This window comes from Aeromonas enteropelogenes (assembly GCF_000819845.1).
In the GTDB taxonomy this organism is placed as follows: Bacteria; Pseudomonadota; Gammaproteobacteria; order Enterobacterales; family Aeromonadaceae; genus Aeromonas; species Aeromonas enteropelogenes.
Genome location: NZ_CDCG01000018.1, coordinates 141,625 through 167,738, shown reverse-complemented (window position 1 = coordinate 167,738; position 26,114 = coordinate 141,625). Strand labels below are relative to the sequence as shown.

Genomic DNA, 26,114 nt, shown 5'->3' with positions numbered 1-26,114 from the left:
ACGATTTGCGGTCTGATAAAAGAAAGGGCGACTCGCGTCGCCCTTGTAGATTCAGATTGGCCAACTCAACTGCGTTTGCCGGCCTTGGCCAGATCCGCCGTGATGTTGGCCGCCTCGACGAGATACTCATCGGGCGCCTCAAAATCGGCAGGCAAGTCATCCAGGCTCTTCACCGCAGGCTTGCCAAGGCGGGCCAGACGTTCGTTGGCGCGCGTGAGCGCCTTCTCGTCCTGTTTGGCCTGCTCTGCCAGACGTTCTGCCTCGTTGAGGGAGACCGATTTTTTGTCTTTCTCCCCCTGGTACTCGGCGATGTCCTGCATTACGTAGGCAAACTCGGGATCCTTGGCAATCCGCGCATCGTGGGCCGCCTGCAACTTGGGCAGCTGGCTGGTGAAATTGCCCAGCGTCTGGTAGTTGGCCGAGGCTATCTTGTCCCACGGCAGCGCGTTGAACTCGCGGCTCTCGCCAGTCTCTTCCGGCGCAACTGGCGTCGGGAAGCTGATGTCCGGTGCAACCCCCTTGTTCTGGGTGCTGCCGCCGTTGATCCGGTAGAACTTGGCGATGGTGTACTGCACGTGACCCAGCGGCTGCTCGTAGAAGTCGTAGACCTTGGCCAGGCTGCGATGCTGCTGCACCGTCCCCTTGCCAAACGAGTTTTCCCCGAGGATCAGGGCGCGGCCGTAGTCCTGCATGGCGGCGGCGAAGATCTCGGAGGCCGAGGCGCTGTAGCGATCGATCATCACCGACATGGGGCCACCGTAGTAGACCTGACCATCGTCATCGCCATTGACCGTGATGCGGCCCATGTGATCACGAATTTGCACCACGGGACCGCTGGCAAAGAAGAGACCGCTCAGGGCCGAAGCTTCGGTCAGGGCACCGCCACCATTGCCGCGCAGATCGATGATGAGGCCATCGATCTTCTGCTTGTTGAGGCTGGAGAGCTCCTTGATCACATCTTCATGAAGATTGACGTAGAAGCTGGGGATCTCGATGACCCCGATCTTCTTGCCTTCGGCGGTGATCACCTTGGACTTGGCGGCGCGATCTTCGAGGCGCACCTTGTCCCGCACCAGCTCGATCTGCTCGGTCTTGGCGCTGGCGCCCTTGCCGCGCTGGATCTCCAGCTTCACCTTGCTGCCCTTGGGCCCCTTGATGAGCTCGACCACGTCGTCAAGACGCCAGCCGATCACATCGACGATCTTGCCATCCTCCTGCCCTACCCCGGTGATCTTGTCATCGGGCTTGAGGTTGTTGGACTTGGCAGCAGGACCACCGGGCACCAGGGAACGAATGACAGTGAAGTCATCCTCCGCCTGCAGTACGGCACCAATCCCCTCCAGCGAGAGGTTCATCTCGGTGTTGAAACGATCGGCGCTGCGCGGTGAGAGATAACTGGTGTGTGGTTCGATGGCGCGTGCAAAGGAGTTCATGAAGAGCTGGAACACATCCTCGCTCTCGGTCTGGGACATCCGCTTGATGGCGTTGTTGTAACGCTTACCAAGCAGCTCCTTGATCTCGGGCCACTCCTTGCCGCTGAGTTTGAGGCTCAGTGCATCGTACTTGACCCGCTGGCGCCACAACTCGTTGAGTTCGGCTTCATCCCTCGGCCAAGCCGCCCCTTCCCGATCGAACACATAGTTGTCGGGCTGGGTAAAATCGAAAGGAGTATCGAGCAGTTTGAGGGCGTATTCGAACCGCTCATAACGCCGCTGCTGACTCAGGTTGAACATCTCGTAGGCGGGTGCCAGACGACCTCTTTCGAGGTCGGTGTCAAACCCGTTACGGTACTTTTCAAAACGGCTGATGTCAGAGGCCAAAAACAGGTTGCGGCTGTAATCCAGATTCTCCAGATACTTGTCGAAGATCACGGAGGAAAAGGCATCATCCAGCTTGAACTGTTTGTAATGCGAGCGGGTAAACAGATTGGCAATTCGCTTGCTGGCCGTAGCATGTTGGCTCTCTTGAGCCAACACAGGCAAATCACTCTCCTTGAGCACCGGCTCGATGGCCTGTGCGAGCCCGGCAAGCGCCAGGCTACAGGCAACGAGGGAAAAACGAATTACGCCATGCTTCAACATGTCTCTCCTTAGAGAACCAGGTGCTCTGATTTGACCCGCAGGGTCATGCCGGTCTGCAGCTGGACTTGAACGTCGTCCTTGGTCACTTCCTTGATGGTTGCGGGAACCGGAGACTTGCCCATGACCACGCGGACGTCCTGACCCACTTTCAGGGTAGCGGCATCCACCTTGACCAGCGGAGCATCGGCAACAGGCGCTTTCTCCTGAGCCTTTGGCTTGGCGGCGACATCCGCCTTCTCGGTCTTGCGAGGAGCCGGACGACGGGGTTTCTTGGCCTTGTCATCCTTCTCTTTGTTGTTGGTACGACGGCTGGCAAAGACGCGTTCTTTACTCTCTTTCAGCGCCTGCTTGGCGTGTTCGATGTGCTCTTCGGTCAGCAGTTCGCCCGGGTTACCGTCCAGATCGACACGAGCCTGGCCAGCCTTGAGGCCATGCAGGTAGCGCCAGCTGGAAGTATATTGACGCAGAGCAGAGCGCAGCATGGTCTTGGAGACTCTGGCATCGTCAGCAAGACGCTCGGCCAAATCCTGGAAGATGCCAATCTTGAGCGGCTTGGCCTCTCCTTCAGCAACGAAGCAGGCCGGGAATTTCTCGACCAGGTAGGCAACGATTTCTTTACTGTTCTTCAGCTTCTCAGTGTTTTCCATGTATAACCTTGGCTTTCATATAAACGCACGGGCACTTCCCGAGCACAACAAAGGCCTCATTATAGAGAGCTTGGGGCCTTTTGCGAACCATCTAAGCAATCACTTAGAGCATGCTTTCCAAAATTTGCACCGTTTCTTCCAGGCCAATCCGGTCTTCCTGATCGAAACGGTTAAAAATCGGACTGTCGATGTCGAGCACCCCGATGATCTCGCCGTTGCGGCGCACCGGGATCACGATTTCGGCATTGCTGGCACCGTCACAGGCAATATGCCCATCAAACTGATGCACATCATCCACCAGCTGGGTCTTGCCCTCTGACACGGCGGTACCACAGACACCACGGCCGACGGGAATGCGGACACAGGCCGGCTTGCCCTGGAAGGGCCCCAATACGAGGGTGTCCCCTTGCAACAGATAAAAACCGACCCAGTTGATATCTGCCAGCTCCTGATTGAGCAGGGCGGAGAGGTTGGCCAGGTTGGCAATCAGGTCGGTTTCTCCCTCCAGCAGGGCTCGCGCCTGTTGATTGAGGGTTCGATAAAATTGATTTTTCTCAGTCATGATTAAATAGATTTCACTCCCTGTAGGCCAAGGGAAGGTAACGCCTGGCATGGAAATTTCAAATATTTTTTCCACTCCTTTGCGGCCAACGACTTATTCCCGGGCAACCGACAACGCCAATTGCTGGCGCTCGCCATTGCTCCACTCGATATTGAGCAGCCAGACCATAGTGGGAGAAGTACAACTGCCCACCAAGGTCGTTCCCTGCCAACCGCCGCTTATTTGTTCAAACTTGACCGGAATGGTTCCCATAAACATATCCCGCCCTTCCAGCCATGCCTTCACCGGGGTAATGGCCGGATCCCCCCCCGTCATGCGCAGGGCAAAATCCCGTTCGGCGCGTACCGGCAGATCGGCCACCGCCACCGTCAGGGGTTTTTCGCCGACAGAGACAGTGCAACTGCTGTGGGAAAGATCACAAATCTGATCTTTTATCGGCGCGGGTGCGGCGCTGTTTTCGGTTGAAAACCAGGTACGGTATGCAATGAGCCCCAATAATAGGGCCAGCACCAGTCCGAGGTGCATGACTTTACGGCTAGTGAGTTTTTCTTTCATGAAAAGCGGTCCCAATAAGATGCAGAAAAAATAGTATTTTTGTGATCTCGCACAAGGTAAATCGCGGTTAAAACGAGGCCGGACGGAGCCAAATATATCACTGTTTATACTGTTATTTTACCTGTCACTTCAGTATCATTCCCATGCAGTTTTCATATGGTCATCTTTTGCTTTTCCTTTCGTTAACAGATGTTAACAACTGGTGGGCGGTGACTCGATGAAACAGGTCCGGTTCGCCGGACAAAAACCAAACAACAGCAGCATCGGAAGCGGAATATAACGATGAGCCATACAACTAACCATCCTGAGTACAACTACACCGTTGTTCGCCAGTTTACCGTCATGACGATTGTCTGGGGAATTGTCGGCATGTCGGTTGGCGTACTGATCGCAGCCCAGCTGATCTGGCCTGCCCTCAACTTCGAAACCCCTTGGCTGACTTACAGTCGTCTGCGGCCTCTGCACACCAACGCGGTGATCTTCGCCTTCGGGGTGAGCGCCCTGATGGCGACCTCCTTCTACGTGGTGCAGCGTACCTGCCAGACCCGGCTGTTTGGTGGCCCGCTCGCCAGCTTCGTGTTCTGGGGCTGGCAGGCAATCATCCTCTCTGCGGCCATCTCGCTGCCGTTGGGATTCACGACCGCCAAAGAGTATGCCGAGCTGGAGTGGCCGATCGATCTGGCGATCACCGTGGTCTGGGTCGCCTACGCCATCGTCTTCTTCGGCACCCTGATGAAGCGCACCACCTCCCACATCTATGTGGCGAACTGGTTCTTCGGCGCCTTTATCATCACGGTCGCCGTGCTGCACATCGTCAATAACATGGAAGTGCCGCTGTCCGGCATGAAGTCCTACTCCATGTATTCCGGTGCCATGGATGCCATGGTGCAGTGGTGGTACGGTCACAACGCGGTAGGCTTCCTGCTGACTGCAGGTTTCCTTGGCATGATGTACTACTTCGTGCCCAAACAGGCCGGCCGCCCGGTTTACTCCTACCGACTCTCCATCGTGCACTTCTGGGCGCTGATCTCCCTCTATATCTGGGCCGGTCCGCACCACCTGCACTATACCGCCCTGCCTGACTGGGCCCAGTCCCTCGGCATGGTGATGTCCCTGATCCTGTTCGTGCCCTCCTGGGGCGGCATGATCAACGGCATCATGACCCTCTCCGGTGCCTGGCACAAACTGCGCTATGACCCCATCCTGCGCTTCCTGATCGTCTCCCTGTCGTTCTACGGCATGTCGACCTTCGAAGGCCCCATGATGGCGATCAAGACGGTCAACGCCCTCTCCCACTACACCGACTGGACCGTAGGTCACGTTCACTCCGGTGCCTTGGGCTGGGTTGCCATGGTCTCCATCGGTGCGGTTTACCACCTGATCCCGAACCTGTTCGGCCAGGGCCGCATGTACAGCATCCGCTTGATCAACGTGCACTTCTGGCTGGCTACCGTGGGCACCGTGCTCTACATCGTCGCCATGTGGATTTCCGGTGTGATGCAGGGTCTGATGTGGCGTGCAGTCAACGAAGACGGCACCCTGACCTACAGCTTCGTGGAAGCCCTGCAGGCCTCCTATCCCTTCTACTTCGTGCGCTTCCTGGGTGGCTGCTTCTTTGTCACCGGTATGTTGCTGATGGCCTACAACGCCTATCGCACCATCACCGCGCCCAAGGGTTCCCTGGAACCCGTCGCCCAGCCAGCATGATTGAAGAGGTCAAAGCATGAGCAACAATAACCGTCACGAGATCTTTGAAAAAAGCGTTCCCATGCTGGTGGTCGGCATCATATTTGCCATCAGCCTGGGTGGCTTGGTCGAAATCACCCCGCTCTTCTTCCAGAAGCAGACTACCGAGCCGGTGGAGGGCCTCAAGCCCTACACCGCCCTGCAGATGGAAGGGCGCGATATCTTCATCCGCGAAGGCTGCACCAACTGCCACAGCCAGATGATCCGTCCGTTCCGTGCCGAAACCGAGCGTTACGGTCACTACTCGGTCGCCGGTGAAAGCGTGTGGGAGCACCCCTTCCTGTGGGGCTCCAAGCGTACCGGTCCGGATCTGGCACGGGTCGGGGGCCGCTACTCCGACGAGTGGCACAAGGTTCACCTGATCAACCCGCGCGACGTGGTGCCCGAGTCCAACATGCCCGCCTACCCCTGGCTTGATCGCAACGTGCTGACCGGCGAGATGACAGGCAAGAAACTGGCGCTGTTCCGCGACCACTTCGGCGTGCCCTATACCGATGCCGATATTCAGGGCGCCGGTGATGCCGTCAAGGGCAAGACCGAGCTGGAAGCCCTGGTGGCCTATCTGCAATCACTGGGCCATGCCCTGAAATAAGGAGTGTGGAGATGGACTACGGCACTTTTCGCGGTCTGTACACCCTGCTGTTGATGGCCATCATGATCGGCATCTTCGTCTGGGCTTACAGCAAACGCCGCAAGACCGCTTTCGACGAGGCTGCCAATCTGGTTTTCGCCGATGATGAGCAATCCGGTGCTGATAAAAAGAACGCAGGAGCGAAACAATAATGAGCACTCTGTTTAGTATTTTCGTAACCGTCATTACCCTGGGGACCATCCTCGGCTGCTTCCTGCTGCTGATGTGGTGCCGCAAGGACAAGATGGGTGTTGAAGAAGGCAAGTCGATGGGTCACTCCTTCGACGGCATCGAAGAGATCAACAACCCGCTGCCGAAGTGGTGGACCTACATGTTCCTCTTCTTCATCGTCACCGGTCTGGTCTATCTGGTCGCCTTCCCGGGCCTTGGCAACTTCAAGGGTCTGTTGGGCTGGCAAAGTTCCAACCAGGATGTCCGTTCGCTGGCCGAATCCCGCGCTGCGACCGAGTCTGCCAAGTCGGAAGGTCGTGCGGTGGAATATGACCGCGAGATCGCCAAGGCTGACGAGATCTACGGCGCCAAGTTCCGCGAGCTGGCCTACCAGGCTGACGGCAAGAGCTATCGCCCCATCGAGGAGATCGCCGCCGACCCGGAAGCCCGCAAGGTGGGTCAGCGTCTGTTCCTGCAGAACTGCTCCCAGTGCCACGGCTCCGATGCCCGCGGTGGTCGCGGTTTCCCGAACCTGACCGACAGCGAATGGCAATGGGGCGGTGCCCCGGATCAGATCAAGACCACCATCATGGGCGGTCGTCAGGGGATCATGGCGGCCTGGGGCGAGATCCTGGGCAAGGATGGCGTGCAGGAAGTCGCTTCCTACGTGCTGAGCCTGTCTGGTCGCAAGGTTGATCTGGTGGAAGCCAAGAAGGGTGAAGCCCGCTTTGCGGTCTGCGCCGCCTGTCACGGTCCGGATGCCAAGGGCGGCATCGCCGTCGGTGCGCCTGATCTGACCAACAGCACCTGGCTCTACGGTGGCTCCCGCGAAGTGGTGGTCCAGACCATCACCCATGGTCGCCACGGTGTGATGCCGGCCTGGAAAGACATTCTGGGCGAAGACAAGGTGCACCTGCTGGCCTCCTACGTTTACAGCCTGTCTCACCCACAGACTGCCAAATAAGGTCGGCCACACCCGAAGTAACATGTGATAAACACGTGATTACACAGCAAAAAGCCTCGACTACTCGAGGCTTTTTGTTATCTTGTGTTGCGTAAAAGCCATTCTCCTCGTTAATCATTCGTTTCACGGTAGTAGCAATCATGACCCGACCCTGGTATCGCCAATTCTGGCCCTGGTTTATCATCGCCCTCCCCACCGCAGCCGTTGTCGGCAGCATCGCCACCGCCATCATCGCCAGCAAGGATGGAGTAAATCTGGTGGCAGAGGACTATTACAAACAAGGGAAAGAGATCAATCAGGATCTGAGCAAGTTTGACCGGGCCGAGGCGCTCAACATCCGCTTTGCGCTGGAGGTCAACGGTCAGGAGCTGACCCTCAAGCCGCTCAGTGGCGACATCCCGCCAGGACAGGCGCTGTACCTCTCCCTGTTCCACCCCACCCTGGCCGGTCAGGACAGCGAGCACCTGATCACCGCCGATGGCAGCGGCACCTATCGCTTCCACTTTGAACGCCCCCTGACCGGTAAATGGCACCTCAGGGTCGATGCCTTCAACCACGAATGGCGACTGCAAGAAACGGTTCAACTGCCCACTCAGGCCCCTGTCGAACTCGATCCCAAAGGACGCTAAACCATGACCGGCTGTTTTCACTGTGGCGAGCCGGTTCCCGCCGACAGTCACTATGCCCTCGAGATCAAGGGCATCGTCCGCCCCATGTGCTGCCCGGGTTGCCAGGCGGTGGCGGAAACCATCATGGAGTGTGGCCTGGCCAGCTATTACGATCACCGCACCGCGCCGGGTGCCAAGGGGGATCTGGTGCCCGAGGAGCTGGCCGCCCTCACCCACTACGATCTGGCCGAGGTGCAGCAGGAGTTTGTCACCGACAGCGGCAACGTGCGGGAGATCCAGCTGACGGTAGAGGGGCTCACCTGCGCCGCCTGTGCCTGGCTTATCGAACGCCACCTGATGACCCTCCCCGGACTGCGCTACATCAACGTCAACACCACCACCCACAGGGCCCGCATCAAGTGGGATCCGGACAAGCTCTCTTTAAGCGACATCCTCAAGGGATTCGTCAAGGTTGGCTATCGCGCCTACCCCTTCCAGACCCATCAGCAAGAGGCGCTTTACGCCAAAGAGGTGCGCCGCTACATGTTCCGGATGGCCCTTGCCGGGCTCGGCTCCATGCAGGTAATGATGTGCGCCGTGGCCCTTTACATGGACTTCTTCATCAGCGTGGAGGAGGAGTTCATGGTCTACTTCAAGTGGATAAGCCTGCTGCTCTCCACCCCCATCATGATCTATTCGGCCCAGCCTTTTTACGTGAACGCCTGGCGCAGCCTGAAGCAGGGTCACCTCTCGATGGATGTGTCGGTATCCCTGGCCCTCATCGGCGCCTTTGTCGCCTCCATGTGGGCTACCGTCTTCAACACGGGTGAGGTCTACTACGACTCCATCACCATGTTCGTCTTCTTCCTGCTGCTGGGGCGTTTTCTCGAACTCAGGGCCAGACGCAAGGCGTCCGAGTCGAGCTCCAACCTGGCGCGACTGGTGCCCATCATGGCAACCCGCATCGACGAGGAAGGTGAACATGAGGTCGCCGCCAAGACCCTGCAAGTAGGAGACAGAGTCCGTGTGCTGGCGGGCGCTACCCTGCCGGCCGACGGCACCATAGTGCGGGGGGAAGCCAGCCTCAACGAGTCCATGCTGACCGGCGAACAGTTGCCGCTGCTCAAGGGGCATGGGGATCAGGTCTATGCCGGTACCATCAATACCGATGCCCCCCTCGAGATCCGGGTCAGCCATCGTATCGAGGAGTCGCGGATCGCCCAGATCATGCGCCTGCAGGATCACGCTCTTGACGACAAGCCCGCCATCGCCCAGATGGCCGATGTGCTGTCGCGCCACTTCATTCTGGTGCTGCTCATCATCGCGGCCCTGGTGTGGACCTTCTGGCATTTTCACCAGCCGGAGCAGGCATTCTGGATCACCCTGGCGGTGCTGGTCGCCACCTGCCCCTGCGCCCTGTCGCTGGCCACCCCCACCGCACTCACCTCGGCCACGGCTCACCTCACCCGCTCCGGCATACTGCTGCGTCGCGGTCACGTGCTGGACGTGCTGACCAAAGCCAACCGGGTGGTGATGGACAAGACGGGCACCCTGACCACGGGGGAAATTCGCCTCTGCCGCACCCAGGTGCTGGGGGATCTCGACAGCGACACCTGTCTTGCCATCGCCCGCGCCCTGGAGGCACAGTCCGAACATCCCATCGCCCGCGCTTTCCGCCTGCCGGCCGATGGCATCGCCCTGCTGCCTCATGCGAGCGACATCACTCCCGTCATCGGCCACGGTGTCACCGGGATTGTCGATGGGGTGCCCTATCGCATCGGCAGCGCTGGCTGGCTGGGACTGGGCGATGACCTCGTCAGCCCCCGCGGCCTCGCCATCTATCTGGCCGACGAGCGCCAGATCCTGGCCCGCTTCGAGCTGGAAGATACCCTGCGCCCCGACGCCAAGGCACTCATCGCCGCCTTCAAGGCGGCCGGTTTGCAGACCACCATCCTCACCGGCGACAGTTCGGCCCAGGCCGATGAAATAGCCCGTGAGCTTGGCGTGGACGAGCTGATCAAGGGTGTCACCCCCGATGGCAAGCTCGCCTACCTCAAGGGACGGGAGGCTGACGGTGAGATCAGCATCATGGTGGGTGACGGCATCAACGATGCTCCAGTGCTGTCCGGGGCTCATGCCTCGTTCGCCATGGCGGGCGGCACGGACCTGGCCAAAAACAGCGCCGATGCCATCCTGCTGGCCGACGATCTGCATCGTCTGCTGGACGCCAGGACGCTGGCCCTGCGCACCCGCAAGATCATCATCGAGAACTTTGCCTGGTCCATCGGCTACAACCTGCTGGTGTTGCCGCTGGCCGCCAGCGGCTGGTTGCCCCCCTATCTGGCGGCGGCCGGTATGTCCTTGAGCTCCCTCATCGTGGTCACCAACTCCATGCGCCTCAATCGCTGACATGACCATTGACTCGATGGCCTGTCACCGACGCAGGCCACATTTTTGACCCGTGGCGACTGGCCGGCGACCCGAACGGGGTTACCATGGGGCTCAGTCGCCAAGGAGGCATTTGCCAAGGTAGAGACCATGAACATCATTTTTGTCCTGATCCCCATCGCCATCCTGTTTGTGATCATCGCCGGGGTCGTCTTCTTCTGGGCCATTCGCTCCGAACAGTTTGAGGACCTCGACAGACAGGGCTCCAACATCCTGTTTGATGAGGACCAACCTGCCCAGAAATCAACCAAGCACAGCCCAGATGACGCACAATCTTGATCTTCTGGGAGCCCTGCTGGTGGGACTGGCGGGCTCGGCACACTGCATCGGCATGTGCGGCGGTGTCTCGGCGGCCCTTGCCATGGCTATCCCGGCCGACAAACAGCACTTCTGGGGACGCCTCGCTTATCTGCTCAACTACAACCTGGGCCGGATCCTCAGCTATGTGATTGCCGGTGCTCTGGTGGGGGGCTTGCTGGCCACCACCAGCGAGCTTGGGGCTGGCAAACACGCCATCGCCGGACTGCGGCTCATCGCGGCTCTCTTGATGATCGCCCTCGGCCTCTATCTGGCAGGCTGGTGGCAAGGCATTTTGCTGCTCGAACGCATGGGCGCCAGACTCTGGCCCCACATCAAACCGCTGGCGGGCAAGTTTCTGCCCTTTACCTCCCCCCTGCAGGCGCTGCCTTTTGGCATGGTCTGGGGCTGGCTGCCCTGCGGGCTGGTCTACTCCATGCTGACCTGGAGCGCGGCGGCGGGCTCGGCCAGCGGCGGCGCTCTCATCATGCTTGCGTTTGGGCTGGGCACCCTGCCTACCCTGTTTGCTCTGGGGGGGCTCGCAGATCGGCTGCGCTACTGGCTGACCCTGCGCAGTTTGCGCCTTGGGGGCGCCCTGTTGCTCATTTTTTATGGGGTTCACACCCTGTGGGTTGGCATTGCATCCTTTTGAAACCCTATCCAAAACGGATGAGTTGATGGTAAACTTGTTTGATATAAATCAATTATTCGTATGAGCCTATGATCCCGGAAAAGAAACCTGGCAGACGTATCCAGAGCGGTGGCTGTGCAATTCATTGCCAGGACTGCAGTATCAGTCAGCTCTGCATTCCCTTTACCCTGAACGACAACGAGCTGGATCAGCTCGACAGCATCATCGAGCGCAAGAAGCCGATCCAGAAGGGTGAAGAGCTGTTCAAGGCCGGCGACGAGTTCAAGTCTCTCTACGCCATCCGTTCCGGGACCATCAAGTCCTACACCATCACAGAGCAAGGGGATGAGCAGATCACCGCCTTCCATCTAGCTGGTGATCTGGTCGGCTTCGATGCCATCCACAAACAGGCTCACCCCTCCTTCGCCCAGGCGCTGGAAACCGCCATGGTGTGCGAGATCCCGTTCGAAGTACTTGACGATCTCTCCGGCAAGATGCCCAAGCTGCGTCAGCAGATCATGCGACTGATGAGCAACGAAATCATGGGCGATCAGGAGATGATCCTGTTGCTCTCCAAGAAGAATGCCGAAGAGCGACTGGCAGCCTTTCTGCACAACCTGTCGGTACGCTTCTCCGAGCGCGGTTTTTCCGCCAAGGAGTTCCGTCTCTCCATGACCCGGGGCGACATCGGCAACTATCTGGGCCTCACCGTCGAGACCATCAGCCGTCTGCTTGGCCGCTTCCAGAAGTCCGGTCTTATCAGCGTCAAGGGCAAGTACATTACCGTGCTCGATCACGCGGCACTCGGCCAGATGGCTGGCGCCACCCGTCCGACCTGCGGCTGATCTCCCCGCTTTTTCCCCTCTCCTCTGCCGGATCCTTTCCTCTGGAATTTGATCCGGCACACGACCGCCACCTGCCTCCTGCGCTAAGCTGTAAATGCTAAAGTCCTGCTGACATTGGTATTTTCCAAGGAGGAGAAGATGGTCAAATATCAGAACATTCTGGTGGTTATCAACCCCGAAGAAGAGCGGCAAATCGCTCTCGAACGGGCGGTCAAGATCGCCGAGCTGGACAACAATGCCCATCTGACCCTGCTGCTCACCATCTATGACTTCTCGTACGAGATGACCGCCATGTTGTCGGCGGAGGAGCGGGAAGAGATGCGCCACGGTGTCATTTCCCAGCGCCAGGAGTGGTTGGACGAGATCCTGACTCCCTACCGGGAAAAAGGGATCACCTGCGAGGTGAAAGTGGTCTGGCACAACCGTCCCTTCGAGTGCGTCATTCAGGAGGTGCTGGAGCAGCGCCACGATCTGGTGGTCAAGGCCACCCACCATCACAGTTTCCTGCAAACCTTCATCTTTACTCCCACCGACTGGCACCTGCTGCGCAAATGCCCCTGCCCGGTGCTGCTGGTGAAAGAAGGGCACTGGCAGCGTGGCGGCAACATCATCGCCGCCATCAACTGCTCGAGCGACGACCCCGATCAGAAGGTACTCAACGAGCGGATCACCCAGGAGGGCACAGACATCGCCGAACTGCTGGGGGCCAACCTCTATCTGGTCAACACCTACCCTGGCACGCCGGTCAACGTGGCCATCGAACTGCCGGAGTTTGATCCCAAAGCCTACAACGAGGCGATCCGCAAGCATCACGAAAACCTGCTGCTGAGCCACGCCGACAAGTTCGGGATCGGCCACCTCTGGACCCGGGTCGCGGAAGGCCTGCCCGAAGAGGTGCTGCCGGACATGGCAGAAGAGCTCAATGCCAACCTGATGATCATGGGGTGCGTCGGCCGTACCGGCCTCTCGGCCGCCCTGCTTGGCAACACCGCCGAGCATGTGGTGGACAGGCTGCCGTGCGACATCCTGATCCTCAAACCGGCCGATTACAGCTGCCCGGTGGACAGCCGCCGTAATCAGGCATAAGGCACCTTGCCCTCCCCCGGGACATGGCTATAATAACGCGCTTATTTGTGTCCCGGGTTTTACGAGCATGCTAGAAGAGCTGAACGCCAAAGAAAAATACAGTTTCAACAAACTGCAAAAGCGCCTGCGGCGCAACGTGGGTCAGGCCATTGCCGACTTCAACATGATTGAAGAGGGTGACAAGGTGATGGTGTGTCTGTCCGGCGGCAAGGACAGCTTTGGTATGCTCGACATACTGATGAACCTGAAAGCCAGTGCCCCCATCCATTTCGATCTGGTCGCCGTCAACCTGGATCAGAAGCAGCCCGGCTTCCCCGAGCACGTCCTGCCGGAATACCTCGACACTCTCGGCATCGAGTACAAGATCGTCGAAGAGGACACCTACTCCATCGTCAAGGAGAAGGTTCCCGAGGGCAAGACCACCTGCTCGCTCTGCTCGCGCCTGCGTCGCGGCATCCTCTATCGCACCGCCCAGGAGCTGGGCTGCACCAAGATTGCCCTGGGCCATCACCGTGACGACATCCTCGAGACCCTGTTCCTCAACATGTTCTACGGCGGCAAGCTCAAGTCCATGCCGCCCAAGCTGGTGAGCGATGATGGCAAGAACGTGGTGATCCGCCCGCTGGCCTACTGCAAGGAAAAAGACCTGATCCGCTATGCGGACGTCAAGGCCTTCCCCATCATCCCCTGCAACCTGTGCGGCTCCCAGGAGAACCTGCAGCGCCAGGCCATCAAGCAGATGATGCAGGATTGGGATCGCCGCTTCCCGGGTCGCATCGAGACCATGTTCACCGCCATTCAGGACGTGATCCCGAGCCACCTGCTCGATCACAAGCTGTTTGACTTCAAGAGCATCAACCGCGACTCCGGCATCATAGATGGCGGCGACAAGGCGTTTGATCCCCCCGAGATGCCGAAGGTGCCTCACCTCGACATCGACGAGATGGACATGCTGGATGTGATTGAGGTGCGCTAAACCCTCTGCTGCCAAAACAGCAATAATCAACAGCAATGAAAAAGGAGCGACCCGTCGCTCCTTTTTTCTATCCGTGTGGCTGGCTCTGCCCCGTTACTCCTTGCGCAACCAGGGGGTCAGTCGCAGCACCTCCCCCTGCAGACGCAAGGTGCCGCCCGCAAAATCGGCAAGCTGTGCCTTGTTCAACTGCAGCTGACCATCTTGCCAGGGCAACGCCTCCTGACGGGCCCCCTCGATGAGATAGGCGGTTCCGCTCGGTTCGACCAACGCGATGTGCACCCCCTCCATGGCCGGCAGGAAATACTTGCCCACCATGCCCGCCATCTTGTCGAGCAACTGCTGCATCTGCTGCTGGCGAGTGGCAATCTCCGCTACCGGAAACTGGCTGCCTGCCGGCGCATCGGCCATCACCTGTACCGCCATGTCACAGCTGGTATGGGGCTCTTGCAGCTCCACCACCACAGTGGCCTTGTCGAGATTGAGATCCCCGTCAAAAGGCAGGCGCAGTTCGCTGTCCACCGTTACCTCGGCGGCTACATCCCTGTCCGGCGTCGACACCCGGGCCGAGGTCAGAGTACAGCGCCGGCCATTTTGCGGATCGGTCAGATAAAATCCCAACCTGGCATGACCGAAATCCCCCTTGGCCACACTCTTCATCTGGCTGTTGAAGGTGCTGTATTGCAGATCCAGCGTAGGTGCCGCCACCGCCAGCCCCGGCAGCAAGAGGCTTGCCAGCAGGGCGCGGCGCAACGCCGAGGTCACTCCATTGCGACAGGTCATTCAATATCCTTATGCATCATGCGTTGAAATGATCGGGCCCTTCCCGTTCGGTCACTTCATTGACCTCTACTGCCACGCCGCACAGATCCCGATAGAGGATCCCCTTGCAGTTGAAGTAGAGAGGGGCCATCCAGATAAGTCCCAACCCCATGGGGAGCAGGGCGAGAAACAGCAGCGCCGCCATGACGCCATGAAACAGCACCAGGCTGGGCCAGCCTCGCACAAACAACCGCAGGGAGACCACAATGGCCTGCACCGGCGTCAATCCGCGCTCCAGCACCAGGGGCACGGTGAAGATAAGGCCCATGCCGATGAGGGCAGAAGGTACAAAAGAGAACACCACCGGCAAGCCGACCAGCTCGAACAGCGGGCCAAACAGGCTGGTGAGCACGCTGCCGAGCAGGCTCAGCATGCCGAGGCGTACGAAGTGGCGAAAAAAGTCGAACACCTGGTTGGCCCTGGCACGTACCCCCACCGACTGCTGCAGCCCCAGCATGTCCAGCGCGCTGGTCATGGGTGCCATGATGACGGTAATGAGCAGGCTCAGCACCATGGCCACGTTCATCTGCGTATCGTCACCGATATAGGGCACCAGCAAGATGTTGCTGAGCAGGATCCAGATTGCCGTGACCCCGACGATGGCCAGCAGCAGGCCAAATCCGGTGCGGCGGGTCTGTTGCCACCCCTCCTGGATCACCCCTTTCAAATCGAGGCGATAACCCTGGCTCAGGGACTGCTCCAGGGAGCCACCAATACGCATTTTGTTACTCAATTGACTATCCAACATCGAAAACGAACGAATCAGGTGGCACATTATAGCGGTTTGATCTGGTATTCGTAGCCGTTTTTCCTGTCCTGTTCGGGCTAAAAAGCCTTTAATTTCATGTGTCGGCTGCAATAGAATGCGACCCTTCTTTCAACACGATGGCCACTGGCTGGGGTGAGACTGGCGGATGATGAAAAACCAACAGGTAATTGTCGCGCTGAACAAGATCAGCAAACACTACGATGGCAAGGTGATTCTCAATGACCTTGACCTTGATATTTATGACGGGGAATTCCTCACGCTGCTGGGTCCCTCCGGCTGTGGCAAGACTACCTTGCTGCGCCTGCTGGCCGGGCTCGAATCGGTAGACGGTGGCACCATCCACTTGGCCGGGGACGAGATCACCCACATTCCCGCCGAACACAGACACATCAATACCGTGTTTCAGAGCTATGCGCTCTTTCCCCATATGACGGTGTTCGAAAACGTCGCCTTTGGCCTCGAGATGCAGAAGGTACCGGCAAGCGAAATCCGCCAGCGGGTCGAGGAGACCCTGGCCATGGTGCAGCTCTCCGATCTGGCCAACCGCCGTCCGGATCAGCTCTCTGGCGGTCAGCAGCAACGGGTTGCCATCGCCCGCGCCGTGGTCAACAAGCCACGCCTGCTGCTGCTCGATGAATCTCTCTCGGCCCTCGACTACAAGCTGCGCAAGCAGATGCAGACCGAACTGAAAGCACTGCAGCGCCGCCTCGGCATCACCTTCGTCTTCGTCACCCATGATCAGGAAGAGGCACTCATCATGTCCGACCGCATCCTGGTGATGGAGGGAGGCAACATCATCCAGCGCGGCACCCCGCGCGACATCTACGAATCTCCGGCCAACCTGTTCGTTGCCCGCTTCATCGGCGAGATCAACGTGATGGATGGCACCCTGATCAGCCAGAGCGAACCCGGCGTCTGGCGCGCCGAGGTGGAAGGGCGTGAATGCTTGCTCCACACCGCCCTGCCCTTCAATCCCGCCGACAAGGTACTGGTGCTACTGCGCCCCGAAGATCTGCGCATTCTCGACAACGGGGCCGATCAGGCTGGCGCACTGGCAGGCAAGATCTGCGAGCGCAACTACAAGGGCGCAACCCTGGACTCGGTGATCGAGCTCGAGAGCGGCAAGCAACTGCTGATCTCGGAGTTCTTCGACGAGGATGACCCGGATTTCGACTACCGGCTGGGCCAGGAGGTGGCCATCCACTGGGTCGACAGCTGGGAGGTAGTGCTGCCCTATGAACCTCACTAATTCACGCCGCGGCCGGGCTCCCCTGAGCTTTGCCCACAACGGTTTTCGCAACGGGGCCATCGCGCTGATCCTCGGCTGGCTGACCCTGTTCGTCTTCTTTCCGAACCTGATGATCCTCGGGGTCAGCTTCCTGACCCGGGACGAGTCGGCCCTCATCAGCCCGATCTTCACCTGGGGCAACTATGGCCGACTGCTGGAGCCCCTTTATTTTGAGGTGCTGCTCCACTCCCTGTGGCTGGCGCTGGTGGCCACCGCCATCTGTCTGCTGGTGGGTTACCCCTTTGCCTGGCTGCTGGCCCATCTGCCGAGCCGCATTCGCCCCCTGCTGCTGTTTCTGGTGGTGGTCCCCTTCTGGACCAACTCCCTCATCCGCACCTATGCCCTCAAGGTGCTGCTCAGCACCCGTGGCCTCATCAACGGCTGGTTGCTGGATCTGGGACTCATCGAGCGGCCATTGCAGATGATGTACACCGAGGTGGCCGTTATCATAGGCCTGGTTTACGTGCTGCTCCCTTTCATGGTGCTGCCTCTCTATTCGAGCATCGAGAAGCTCGATGGCCGGCTGCTTGAAGCCGCGCGGGATCTGGGAGCAAACGGCTGGCAGCGGCTGCACCGTATCGTGCTGCCGCTCACCCTGCCCGGTATCATCGCAGGCTGCCTGCTGGTATTTCTGCCCGCCATGGGGATGTTCTATGTCTCCGATCTCTTGGGCGGCGCCAAGCACCTGCTGATCGGCAACCTCATCAAGACCCAGTTCCTCAACAGCCGTGACTGGCCCTTCGGCGCTGCCATCAGCGTGATGCTGACGGTGCTGATGGCCCTGTTGGTCTACTGCTACTGGCGGGCGGGCAAACTGCTGAGCAAGAAGGGGGAACTGGCATGATGCGCGCACTGAAAGCGGGATTTTTGCTGCTGGTGTTCACCTACCTCTATGTCCCCATAGGGGTGCTGATCGCCAACTCCTTCAACCTCTCCAAGTACGGCATCGACTGGCGCGGCTTTACCTGGAGCTGGTACGAGAAGCTCTTCGCCAGCGCCAGCCTGATGCAGGCGGCCCAGCACTCCCTGACCATCGCCGCCCTTAGCGCCACGTCGGCCACCCTGATCGGCACCCTCACCGCAGTGGCGCTGTTTCGCTATCGCTTCCGGGGCAAGCAGTACGTCAGCGGCATGCTGTTCGTGGTGATGATGTCCCCGGACATCGTGATGGCCATCTCGCTGCTCACCCTGTTCGTGGCTACCGGCGTTGCCCTGGGTTTCTGGTCCCTGCTCATCGCTCACATCACCTTCTGCCTGCCCTTCGTGGTCATCACCGTCTACTCGCGGCTGTGCGGCTTCGATGTGCGGATGCTGGAGGCGGCCCGGGATCTGGGGGCTGGCGAGGGGATCATCTTTCGCCGGATCATATTGCCGCTGGCCCTGCCGGCGGTGATGGCGGGCTGGCTACTCTCCTTCACCCTGTCCCTGGACGACGTGGTGGTGAGCTCCTTTGTCACCGGACCGGCCTACGAGATCCTGCCCCTCAAGATCTACTCCATGGTCAAGGTGGGGGTCTCCCCCGAGGTCAACGCCCTGGCCACCCTGATGCTCATCGCCTCACTGGGGATGGTGCTGGTCGCCCAGTTGTTACTGCGCAAGCGGTAGGCATAGCCTGCCCGTTTGCTCGGCTTGTTTGCTGCGCCCCGGCGCAGCCCCTTTTCGCCACATGACGGCGTCACGCAGCAACACCGCTGGCGCAGGCGAACTCTGTCACGGTGGGCCGCAAGGCCCCATTACCTCAAGGAGTTTCTGATGACAATCAAGTACAAGGCGGGCGCCATGATGGCCGCCGCCCTCACCCTCTCCGCCCCGCTGCTGAGCACGCCGGTACAGGCCAGCGAAGACAAGGTGGTCTACTTCTACAACTGGTCGGAATACGTACCGGACGGTCTGCTGGAGCAGTTCCAGCAAGAGACCGGCATCAAGGTGATCTACTCCACCTATGAATCCAATGAGACCCTCTACGCCAAGCTGAAGACCCATGGCGACGGCTACGATGTGGTGGTGCCGAGCACCTACTTCATCTCCAAGATGGCCAAGGAGGGGATGCTGCAACCCCTCGACCGTGCCCAGTTGCCCAACTTCAAGCACCTGGACCCCACCCTGCTCAACCACGAGTACGACCCGGATAACCGCTACTCTGTCCCCTATATCTGGGGCGCCACCGGCATCGGCGTCAACAGCGAGATGATTAGCGAACCCATCACCCGTTGGAAGCAGCTGTGGGCACCGGAGTGGAAAGAAAGCCTGCTGTTGATGGATGACGCCCGCGAGGTGTTCCATATCGCCCTGGTTCAGCTGGGCTACAGCCCCAACACCCAGGACAAGGCCCAGATCGCCGAGGCGTTCGAGTACCTGAAAAAACTGATGCCCAACGTCAAGGCGTTCAACTCCGACAACCCGGCCGACCCCTTCATCGCCGGTGAAGTGAACATCGGCATGCTGTGGAACGGCTCTGCCTACGGCGCCCAGCGCGAATACCCGGCCATCAAGATGACTTATCCGGAGGAAGGTGCCGTACTGTGGATGGACAACCTAGCCATTCCCGCCAAGGCCAAGCACGTGAAAGAGGCCCACGCCCTCATCAACTTCCTGATGCGTCCGGACGTGGCTGCCAAAGTGGCCGAAACCATCGGCTACCCGACCCCGGTCAAGGATGCCATCCCCCTGCTCTCTCCCGAGTTTCGAAACAATGCCATGGTCTTCCCAAGCGACGAGACCAAGCAAAAAGGGGTGTTCCAGTCCGATGTGGGGGACGCCTCCCAGCTCTACGAGCAGTATTTCCTGCAGCTCAAGGCCATGGTGGCCAACGCCAATTAAGTCCATTGCCCCCGGCCACGCCGGGGGTTTTTATGTTGTTGTCCTGCCAAATCTGCCATGCAGTGCGCCACAGGCAAGCAATGCCAGCGTTAACGCCACATTCATAAACCACTTCGTATATCGGTAATCCACAGCGTCATTCACTGAAAATTGGCAACCTTGCCAAGTGATATGCCGCTGCCATTGTCGTGAATTCCATTTTCACCATCTGCGATCAGGATGCCTGTATGCCCTTTGTGATGGAAACAAGAGTGGTCCCCTTCATTGCCCTGCTGGCGGTCGTGTTTGCATGCCTGTTCAACTGGCCCATCTGGCTGCATCTCTATGACATTCTCTCCCAGCTGGAGCGCGTCAAGACGGGCTTTGTCATCTCGCTCCCTATCCTGCTGGTCGCAGCGCTCAACTTCGTGTTTGTGCCATTCTCCATCCGCTATCTGCTCAAGCCCTTCTTCGCGCTCCTCTTCGTCATCAGCGCCATTGCCAGTTACACCATGCTCAAATATGGCGTCCAGTTTGATCAGACCATGATCCAGAACGTCTTCGAGACCAACCAGAGCGAAGCCCTGGCCTATGTCAGTGCGCCCATCGTCGCCTGGGTGACGGTGACCGGCATCCTCCCCGCGATCGGCCTGTTTTTCATCAAGATCAACTATGCCAACCGCTGGTACAAAGGCCTCCTCGCTCGTGCCCTCTCCATGCTGGTCTCCCTGGCCATAGTGACAGCTATTGCCGCACTCTATTATCAGGATTACGTCTCGGTGGGTCGCAACAATTCGAGCCTCAAGCGTGAAATCGTGCCGGCCAACGTCGTCAACAGCACCACCAAATTTATCTACAAGCGCTTTCTGGTCGAGCCCACCCCCTTCACGACCCTGGGAGATGATGCCAAACGGACGGCCAGCTCGGCCAAACCTACCCTGATGTTTCTGGTATTGGGGGAAGCCGCCCGCAGCAAAAACTACTCGATGAATGGCTATGCCAGGGAGACCAATCCCTTTACCAGCAAGGCAGGTGGCGTCATCTCCTTCAGGCAGATGCGCTCTTGTGGCACAGCGACTGCCGTGTCGGTCCCCTGCATGTTCTCCAACATGGGGCGCGAGGAGTTTGACGGCAATCTGGCCCGAAACAGCGAGGGACTGCTGGACGTATTGCAAAAGGCAGGCATCTCCATCTACTGGAAGGACAACAACAGCAACTGCAAAGGGGTCTGTGATCGGGTCCCGAATATCCAGATCCAGCCCACGACCAATCCCACTCTGTGCAAGGGCGACACCTGTTACGACGAGGTACTGTTGCAGGGGCTGGATGATGAGGTGGCCAACATGAAGGGGGACAAGATGCTCGCCTTTCACCTGCTCGGCAGCCATGGCCCCACCTACTACAAGCGCTACCCCAGTGAGCAGCGCAAGTTTGTGCCGGACTGTCCGCGCAGCGACATCGAGAACTGCACGACCGAGCAGCTGGTCAATACCTATGACAACACCATCCGCTATGCCGACCTGGTGGTTGCCCGGCTGATCGCCAGACTCAAGCAGTATGAAGAGAAGTACAACACGGCGCTGATCTACCTATCGGATCACGGCCAATCCCTCGGTGAAATGGGGCTCTATCTGCACTCGGCCCCGTACCGGATCGCCCCCGATGAACAGACTCGCATACCGATGCAGATCTGGATGTCGCCAGGCTTCATCAAGGAGAAGAAGCTGAACATCCGCTGCCTGCAGAAAAATGCCAACGCCACCCCCTACTCCCATGACAATCTGTTCTCGTCCATGCTGGGGATCTGGGACGTCAAGACGACCGTCTATGACAAGCGTCTCGATATTTTCAGTCCCTGCCGAACGACGCAGGCGCCCTGAGCCTCTCTGCATCTGCACTGCCGCCCTTTCCATCGCTTCGTTCATTTGCAAGAAAGTGAGCGGGAAACCTTGGCGACACAACACGGGGTCTGACTCGCTTGGCTTGCAAGGCAATTGGGCACTGTCAATTCCATAACCATCAGGGCGGGTTAACCTGCACGCCAGTTATCCAGCCCTTCGCCAACGGAGCAGCATCCATCAGGAAGCTTGGCCTCTGCTGGCACCCTTGCCGCCCTTTCTGTTGACACCTTTGAGATCGTTTTCACATTTTTGCCCCATCGGGATGGCTCTTGGCACTCGAAAGGCCTATCTTTGCGCTATCACGCAACCGGTTGCGTAACCGGTTGCTTCAGACAAAAACAGATGGACAGGCCAAGACCTGACGAGGTGCTGTATGAAACGAGGCGTACTGCTCAATGCCCCCCTGAGTGCCCTGGTGGCACAGATGGGGCACACCGACGAGATCACCGTGTGCGATGCGGGCCTGCCCATCCCGGCAGGCCCCGAGCGCATCGATCTGGCGCTGATGGCGGGCACCCCCAGCCTTGAGACAGTGCTGGGCGCCCTGCTCACCGATCTGGTGGTGGAGAAGGTGATCATGGCGAGCGAGATCAAGCAGATCAGCCCCGATGCTCACCAGGCACTGCTTGAGCAGATCGAGGCCCACGCCATCAGCCAGGGCAAACCCATCACCATCGAATACTGCCTGCACGAAGCATTCAAGGCCCGCACTCGCCAGAGCAAGGCCATTGTGCGCAGTGGCGAGGTGACCCCCTACGCCAACCTGATCCTCTGCGCCGGTGTGGCGTTTTAAGCCCTTTCAAGGAATCAGCCATGAGTACAACCCCCTCGCCCATTCTGTCGCTCACCGGGATCGTCAAGACCTTCCCCGGCGTGCGGGCGCTCGATGAGGCAGGCCTCAAGGTCTACCCGGGTCAGGTAATGGCCCTGCTCGGCGAAAACGGCGCCGGCAAGTCCACCCTGATGAAGGTGCTGACCGGCATCTATCAGGCCGACAGTGGCAGCATCAGTTATCGCGGCCAGCCGGTTCACTTCAAAGGGCCCCGCGACTCCCAGGATCAGGGGATCAGCATCATCCACCAGGAGCTGAACCTGCTGCCGGAGCTCTCCATTGCCGCCAACATCTTCCTTGGCCGCGAACCGCGCGCCCGCTTTGGCAATATCGACCACAAGCAGCTGCGCGAACGTGCCGCCAGCCTGCTTGCTCGTCTCGGGGTCAAGCACGGCCCGGATACCCGACTCGGGGATCTCTCCATCGGTGAACAGCAGATGGTGGAGATCGCCAAGGCGCTGTCGTTTGATGCCAGCGTCATCATCATGGACGAACCCACCGATGCCCTGACCGACACCGAAACCGAGCAGTTGTTCAAGGTCATCCGCGAGCTGCGTGAGCAGGGCTGCGGCATCGTCTATATCTCCCACCGCTTGAAGGAGATCTTCGAAATTTGCGACCGGGTCACAGTGCTGCGCGATGGCAAATGGATCGGCGAGAAGGCAGTAAGCGAGCTCGATGAAGACAAGATCATCGAGATGATGGTGGGCCGCCGACTGGAGGAGCAGTACCCGCGTCTGGTGCGCGAGCTCGGCCCGGTCAGCCTGCAGGTGAAAGATCTTGCCGGCCCCGGCGTGCGCGGGGTGAGTTTCTCCCTGCGCCAGGGGGAGATCCTTGGCTTTAGCGGCCTGATGGGTTCCGGCCGCACCGAGCTGATGAAGCTCATCTATGGCGCCAGCCCCATCCACAATGGCGAGATCCGCATCGATGGCAACCCGCTGCGCCCCAAGAGCCCTGCCGATGGCCTCAAGGCCGGCATCGCCTACATCTCCGAGGATCGCAAGGGTGACGGCCTGGTGCTGGAACTGTCGGTGCGCGAGAACATGAGCCTGTGCGCCCTCGACGAGTTCAACAAGGGCGGGCGCATCGACGGCCAGGCCGAGCGTCAGGCGGTGAGCGACTATGTGCGCCTGTTCAACATCAAGACCCCCAGCAGTGAACAGCTCATCAAGCTGCTCTCCGGCGGCAACCAGCAGAAGGTGGCCATCGCCAAGGGGCTGCTGACAAGGCCCAAGGTCCTCATCCTGGACGAACCGACCCGCGGCGTGGACGTGGGGGCCAAGAAGGAGATCTACCAGCTCATCAACCAGTTCAAGAAGGAGGGGATGAGCATCATTCTGGTCTCCTCCGAGATGCCGGAAGTACTCGGCATGAGCGATCGCATCATGGTGATGCACGAAGGGCGCATCAGCGCAGAGTTCAATACCCGGGACGCCAATCAGGAGAAACTGATGGCGGCGGCAGTCGGTAAACAGTGGCAAGCAGAGCAAGAGGCAGCACAATGACAACCCAAACCCTTCCCCGCCGCGGCGTCATGAGCAAGGCATGGTGGATCGAGAACAAATCCCTGGTCGCCCTGCTGGTGCTGATCGGCGTGGTCTCCTTCCTGAGCCCCAACTTCTTCACCGCCGACAACTTGCTCAACATCCTGCGCCAGACCTCGGTCAACGCCATCATCGCGGTCGGCATGACGCTGGTTATCCTGACCGGGGGTATTGATCTGTCGGTCGGCTCGGTGCTGGCCCTGTGCGGCGCCCTGGCGGCCAGCATGGTGGCCATGGATCTGCCAATCTGGATGGTGATCCCCTTCACCCTGATCGCCGGCACCCTGCTCGGCGGGATCAGCGGTCTCATCATCGCCAAGGGCAAGGTGCAGGCCTTCATCGCCACCCTGGTCACCATGACCGCCCTGCGTGGCGTGACCATGGTCTACACCGAAGGTCGCCCCATCTCCACCGGTTTTAGCGATGGCGCCGATCACTTCGCCTGGCTCGGTACCGGCTACCTGTTCGGCCTGCCGGTCCCCATCTGGTTGATGGCCATCGTCTTCCTGCTGGCCTGGTTCATGCTCAACCACACCCGCCTGGGTCGCTACATCTATGCTCTGGGCGGCAACGAGTCCGCCACCCGCCTCTCCGGCATCAATGTGGATCGGGTGAAGCTCGCGGTATATGGTCTGTGCGGCGCCCTGGCAGCCCTGGCCGGCCTTATCGTCACCTCCCGTCTCTCCTCTGCCCAACCGACTGCCGGCATGGGTTACGAGCTGGATGCCATCGCCGCCGTGGTGCTGGGTGGTACCAGCCTTATGGGGGGCAAGGGGCGCATCATGGGAACGCTGATCGGTGCCCTCATCATCGGTTTCCTCAACAACGCTCTCAACCTGCTCGATGTCAGCTCCTATTACCAGATGATCGCCAAGGCCAGCGTGATCTTGCTTGCCGTGATGATCGATAACAAAAGCAACCGTTGATAACACTAGCCACGCCACACACAAGGAATGAAATGATGAAAAAGCTCAATACCCTGCTCGCTGCCGCCATCATGTCCGTGCTGGGCACCGCCCACGCAGCCGACAACACTCTGGCCATGGTGGTCTCCACCCTCAACAACCCCTTCTTCGTCACCATGAAGGAGGGTGCCGAAGCCAAAGCCAAGGAGCTTGGCTACGAGCTGGTGGTGCTGGATTCCCAGAATGACCCGGCCAAGGAGCTTTCCAACATGGAAGATCTCACCGTGCGCAAGGTCAATGCCATCCTGATCAACCCGACCGATTCCGAGGCCGTGGGCAACGCCATCCGTTTGGCCAACCGGGCCAACATCCCGGTGTTGACCCTGGACCGCGGCGCCGCGCAGGGTGAGGTCAAGGCCCACATCGCCTCCGACAACGTGGCCGGTGGCAAGCTGGCTGGCGACTTCATCACCGAGAAACTGGGCCCGGGGGCCAAGGTCATTCAGCTGGAAGGGATCGCCGGTACCTCCGCCGCCCGTGACCGTGGCGAAGGCTTCGCCCTGGCCGTGGCCGCCAACAAACTGGAGGTGCTCGCCTCCCAACCCGCCGATTTTGATCGCACCAAGGGTCTGAACGTCATGGAAAACCTGCTGGCCGCCCACCCGGGTGTACAGGCGGTGTTTGCCCAGAATGACGAGATGGCGCTGGGTGCCATCCGCGCCGTGCAGGCCGCCGGCAAAGAGGTGATGATCGTCGGCTTCGACGGCACCGACGATGGCAAGGCTGCCGTGGCCAAGGGTAAACTGGCCGCTACCGTGGCCCAGCAACCGGCGCTCATCGGTGCCATCGGCGTGGAAACCGCCGACAAGGTGCTCAAGGGCCAGCCGGTGGAGAAATCCATCCCGGTACCGCTGCAAGTGGTCGCCAAGTAAGCGCGTCAAGTAAACGGATGGGGGAGGATCGCCTCCCCCTTCCCTCGGTGTCTCTCGGCCTGGGCTCACGCCCACCT

The 26,114-nt window shown here is 59.5% G+C and carries 26 protein-coding genes; 20 read left to right on the top strand and 6 right to left on the bottom strand.

The window, feature by feature from the left end; genetic code table 11:
• Window positions 1-65: 65 nt before the first annotated feature.
• From prc to BN1123_RS07535, 4 genes are all read right to left on the bottom strand, one after another.
• Entirely contained in the window at window positions 66-2,081 is a 2,016-nt protein-coding gene (prc, locus tag BN1123_RS07550) for a carboxy terminal-processing peptidase (RefSeq protein ID WP_042026194.1), read from the bottom strand.
• 8 nt (window positions 2,082-2,089) lie between these two features.
• The gene (proQ, locus tag BN1123_RS07545; RefSeq protein WP_026456589.1) at window positions 2,090-2,728 is read right to left on the bottom strand and encodes an RNA chaperone ProQ; all 639 of its coding nucleotides are present in this window, start codon (window positions 2,726-2,728) and stop codon (window positions 2,090-2,092) included.
• Window positions 2,729-2,831: 103 nt separating this feature from the next.
• Window positions 2,832-3,290, bottom strand: coding sequence for a GAF domain-containing protein (locus BN1123_RS07540; protein WP_042026193.1), 459 nt, complete (start codon window positions 3,288-3,290; stop codon window positions 2,832-2,834).
• 93 nt (window positions 3,291-3,383) lie between these two features.
• Entirely contained in the window at window positions 3,384-3,845 is a 462-nt protein-coding gene (locus BN1123_RS07535; RefSeq protein WP_042026192.1) for a hypothetical protein, read from the bottom strand.
• A gap of 282 nt (window positions 3,846-4,127) precedes the next feature.
• Here BN1123_RS07535 and ccoN point away from each other — a divergent pair, with 282 nt between their 5' ends.
• The 11 genes from ccoN (at window position 4,128) to ttcA (ending at window position 14,248) form a co-directional block, all read left to right on the top strand.
• Entirely contained in the window at window positions 4,128-5,552 is a 1,425-nt protein-coding gene (ccoN, locus tag BN1123_RS07530) for a cytochrome-c oxidase, cbb3-type subunit I (protein WP_026456586.1), read from the top strand.
• Between the two features lie 16 nt (window positions 5,553-5,568).
• Window positions 5,569-6,183 carry a cytochrome-c oxidase, cbb3-type subunit II gene (gene ccoO / locus BN1123_RS07525; protein WP_042026191.1) on the top strand — a complete coding sequence of 205 codons (615 nt, stop codon included), beginning with the start codon at window positions 5,569-5,571 and terminating at the stop codon, window positions 6,181-6,183.
• Between the two features lie 11 nt (window positions 6,184-6,194).
• Window positions 6,195-6,374, top strand: coding sequence for a CcoQ/FixQ family Cbb3-type cytochrome c oxidase assembly chaperone (locus tag BN1123_RS07520; protein ID WP_026456585.1), 180 nt, complete (start codon window positions 6,195-6,197; stop codon window positions 6,372-6,374).
• Window positions 6,374-7,357 carry a cytochrome-c oxidase, cbb3-type subunit III gene (ccoP, locus tag BN1123_RS07515; protein WP_042026190.1) on the top strand — a complete coding sequence of 328 codons (984 nt, stop codon included), beginning with the start codon at window positions 6,374-6,376 and terminating at the stop codon, window positions 7,355-7,357. The genes BN1123_RS07520 and ccoP overlap by 1 nt, the downstream gene beginning before the upstream one ends.
• Before the next feature lie 140 nt (window positions 7,358-7,497).
• The gene (locus BN1123_RS07510; RefSeq protein ID WP_042026188.1) at window positions 7,498-7,986 is read left to right on the top strand and encodes a FixH family protein; all 489 of its coding nucleotides are present in this window, start codon (window positions 7,498-7,500) and stop codon (window positions 7,984-7,986) included.
• 3 nt (window positions 7,987-7,989) lie between these two features.
• Window positions 7,990-10,374: a heavy metal translocating P-type ATPase gene (locus tag BN1123_RS07505; RefSeq protein ID WP_042026187.1), complete on the top strand. Its 2,385-nt coding sequence runs from the start codon at window positions 7,990-7,992 to the stop codon at window positions 10,372-10,374.
• Between the two features lie 129 nt (window positions 10,375-10,503).
• Complete coding sequence (gene ccoS / locus BN1123_RS07500; protein ID WP_042026186.1) at window positions 10,504-10,692, top strand: cbb3-type cytochrome oxidase assembly protein CcoS; 189 nt, start codon at window positions 10,504-10,506, stop codon at window positions 10,690-10,692.
• The gene (locus tag BN1123_RS07495; RefSeq protein ID WP_042026185.1) at window positions 10,676-11,362 is read left to right on the top strand and encodes a sulfite exporter TauE/SafE family protein; all 687 of its coding nucleotides are present in this window, start codon (window positions 10,676-10,678) and stop codon (window positions 11,360-11,362) included. Before ccoS ends, BN1123_RS07495 begins: the two co-directional genes overlap by 17 nt.
• A gap of 68 nt (window positions 11,363-11,430) precedes the next feature.
• Window positions 11,431-12,186 (top strand): FNR family transcription factor, encoded by a 756-nt coding sequence (locus BN1123_RS07490; protein ID WP_026458105.1) that lies wholly within the window; start codon window positions 11,431-11,433, stop codon window positions 12,184-12,186.
• 138 nt (window positions 12,187-12,324) lie between these two features.
• Window positions 12,325-13,272 carry a universal stress protein UspE gene (gene uspE / locus BN1123_RS07485; RefSeq protein WP_026458104.1) on the top strand — a complete coding sequence of 316 codons (948 nt, stop codon included), beginning with the start codon at window positions 12,325-12,327 and terminating at the stop codon, window positions 13,270-13,272.
• Between the two features lie 67 nt (window positions 13,273-13,339).
• The gene (gene ttcA / locus BN1123_RS07480) at window positions 13,340-14,248 is read left to right on the top strand and encodes a tRNA 2-thiocytidine(32) synthetase TtcA (protein WP_042026184.1); all 909 of its coding nucleotides are present in this window, start codon (window positions 13,340-13,342) and stop codon (window positions 14,246-14,248) included.
• A 93-nt stretch (window positions 14,249-14,341) separates the two neighbouring features.
• Here ttcA and BN1123_RS07475 read toward each other — a convergent pair whose 3' ends face one another.
• Entirely contained in the window at window positions 14,342-15,028 is a 687-nt protein-coding gene (locus tag BN1123_RS07475) for a DUF2987 domain-containing protein (RefSeq protein WP_042026183.1), read from the bottom strand.
• 16 nt (window positions 15,029-15,044) lie between these two features.
• Window positions 15,045-15,788: a DUF2189 domain-containing protein gene (locus BN1123_RS07470; protein ID WP_042026182.1), complete on the bottom strand. Its 744-nt coding sequence runs from the start codon at window positions 15,786-15,788 to the stop codon at window positions 15,045-15,047.
• 193 nt (window positions 15,789-15,981) lie between these two features.
• Here BN1123_RS07470 and potA point away from each other — a divergent pair, with 193 nt between their 5' ends.
• From potA to rbsB, 9 genes are all read left to right on the top strand, one after another.
• Entirely contained in the window at window positions 15,982-17,085 is a 1,104-nt protein-coding gene (potA, locus tag BN1123_RS07465) for a spermidine/putrescine ABC transporter ATP-binding protein PotA (RefSeq protein ID WP_042026181.1), read from the top strand.
• A complete protein-coding gene (gene potB, locus BN1123_RS07460; RefSeq protein ID WP_042026180.1) occupies window positions 17,072-17,968 on the top strand; it encodes a spermidine/putrescine ABC transporter permease PotB in 897 nt (298 codons plus the stop codon). The genes potA and potB overlap by 14 nt, the downstream gene beginning before the upstream one ends.
• Window positions 17,965-18,729 (top strand): spermidine/putrescine ABC transporter permease PotC, encoded by a 765-nt coding sequence (potC, locus tag BN1123_RS07455; protein ID WP_042026179.1) that lies wholly within the window; start codon window positions 17,965-17,967, stop codon window positions 18,727-18,729. The genes potB and potC overlap by 4 nt, the downstream gene beginning before the upstream one ends.
• A 147-nt stretch (window positions 18,730-18,876) precedes the next feature.
• Window positions 18,877-19,944, top strand: a complete 1,068-nt coding sequence (locus BN1123_RS07450) for an extracellular solute-binding protein (RefSeq protein ID WP_042026178.1) — start codon at window positions 18,877-18,879, stop codon at window positions 19,942-19,944.
• Window positions 19,945-20,171: 227 nt separating this feature from the next.
• Window positions 20,172-21,803: a phosphoethanolamine transferase gene (locus tag BN1123_RS07445; protein WP_042026176.1), complete on the top strand. Its 1,632-nt coding sequence runs from the start codon at window positions 20,172-20,174 to the stop codon at window positions 21,801-21,803.
• Window positions 21,804-22,197: 394 nt separating this feature from the next.
• Window positions 22,198-22,617 (top strand): D-ribose pyranase, encoded by a 420-nt coding sequence (gene rbsD, locus BN1123_RS07440; RefSeq protein ID WP_042026174.1) that lies wholly within the window; start codon window positions 22,198-22,200, stop codon window positions 22,615-22,617.
• A gap of 20 nt (window positions 22,618-22,637) precedes the next feature.
• Window positions 22,638-24,161: a ribose ABC transporter ATP-binding protein RbsA gene (rbsA, locus tag BN1123_RS07435; protein ID WP_042026173.1), complete on the top strand. Its 1,524-nt coding sequence runs from the start codon at window positions 22,638-22,640 to the stop codon at window positions 24,159-24,161.
• Entirely contained in the window at window positions 24,158-25,126 is a 969-nt protein-coding gene (gene rbsC / locus BN1123_RS07430; protein WP_042026171.1) for a ribose ABC transporter permease, read from the top strand. Before rbsA ends, rbsC begins: the two co-directional genes overlap by 4 nt.
• Before the next feature lie 35 nt (window positions 25,127-25,161).
• On the top strand, window positions 25,162-26,037 hold the full coding sequence (gene rbsB, locus BN1123_RS07425) for a ribose ABC transporter substrate-binding protein RbsB (protein ID WP_042026169.1): 876 nt from the start codon (window positions 25,162-25,164) through the stop codon (window positions 26,035-26,037).
• The last annotated feature ends 77 nt before the right edge of the window (window positions 26,038-26,114 follow it).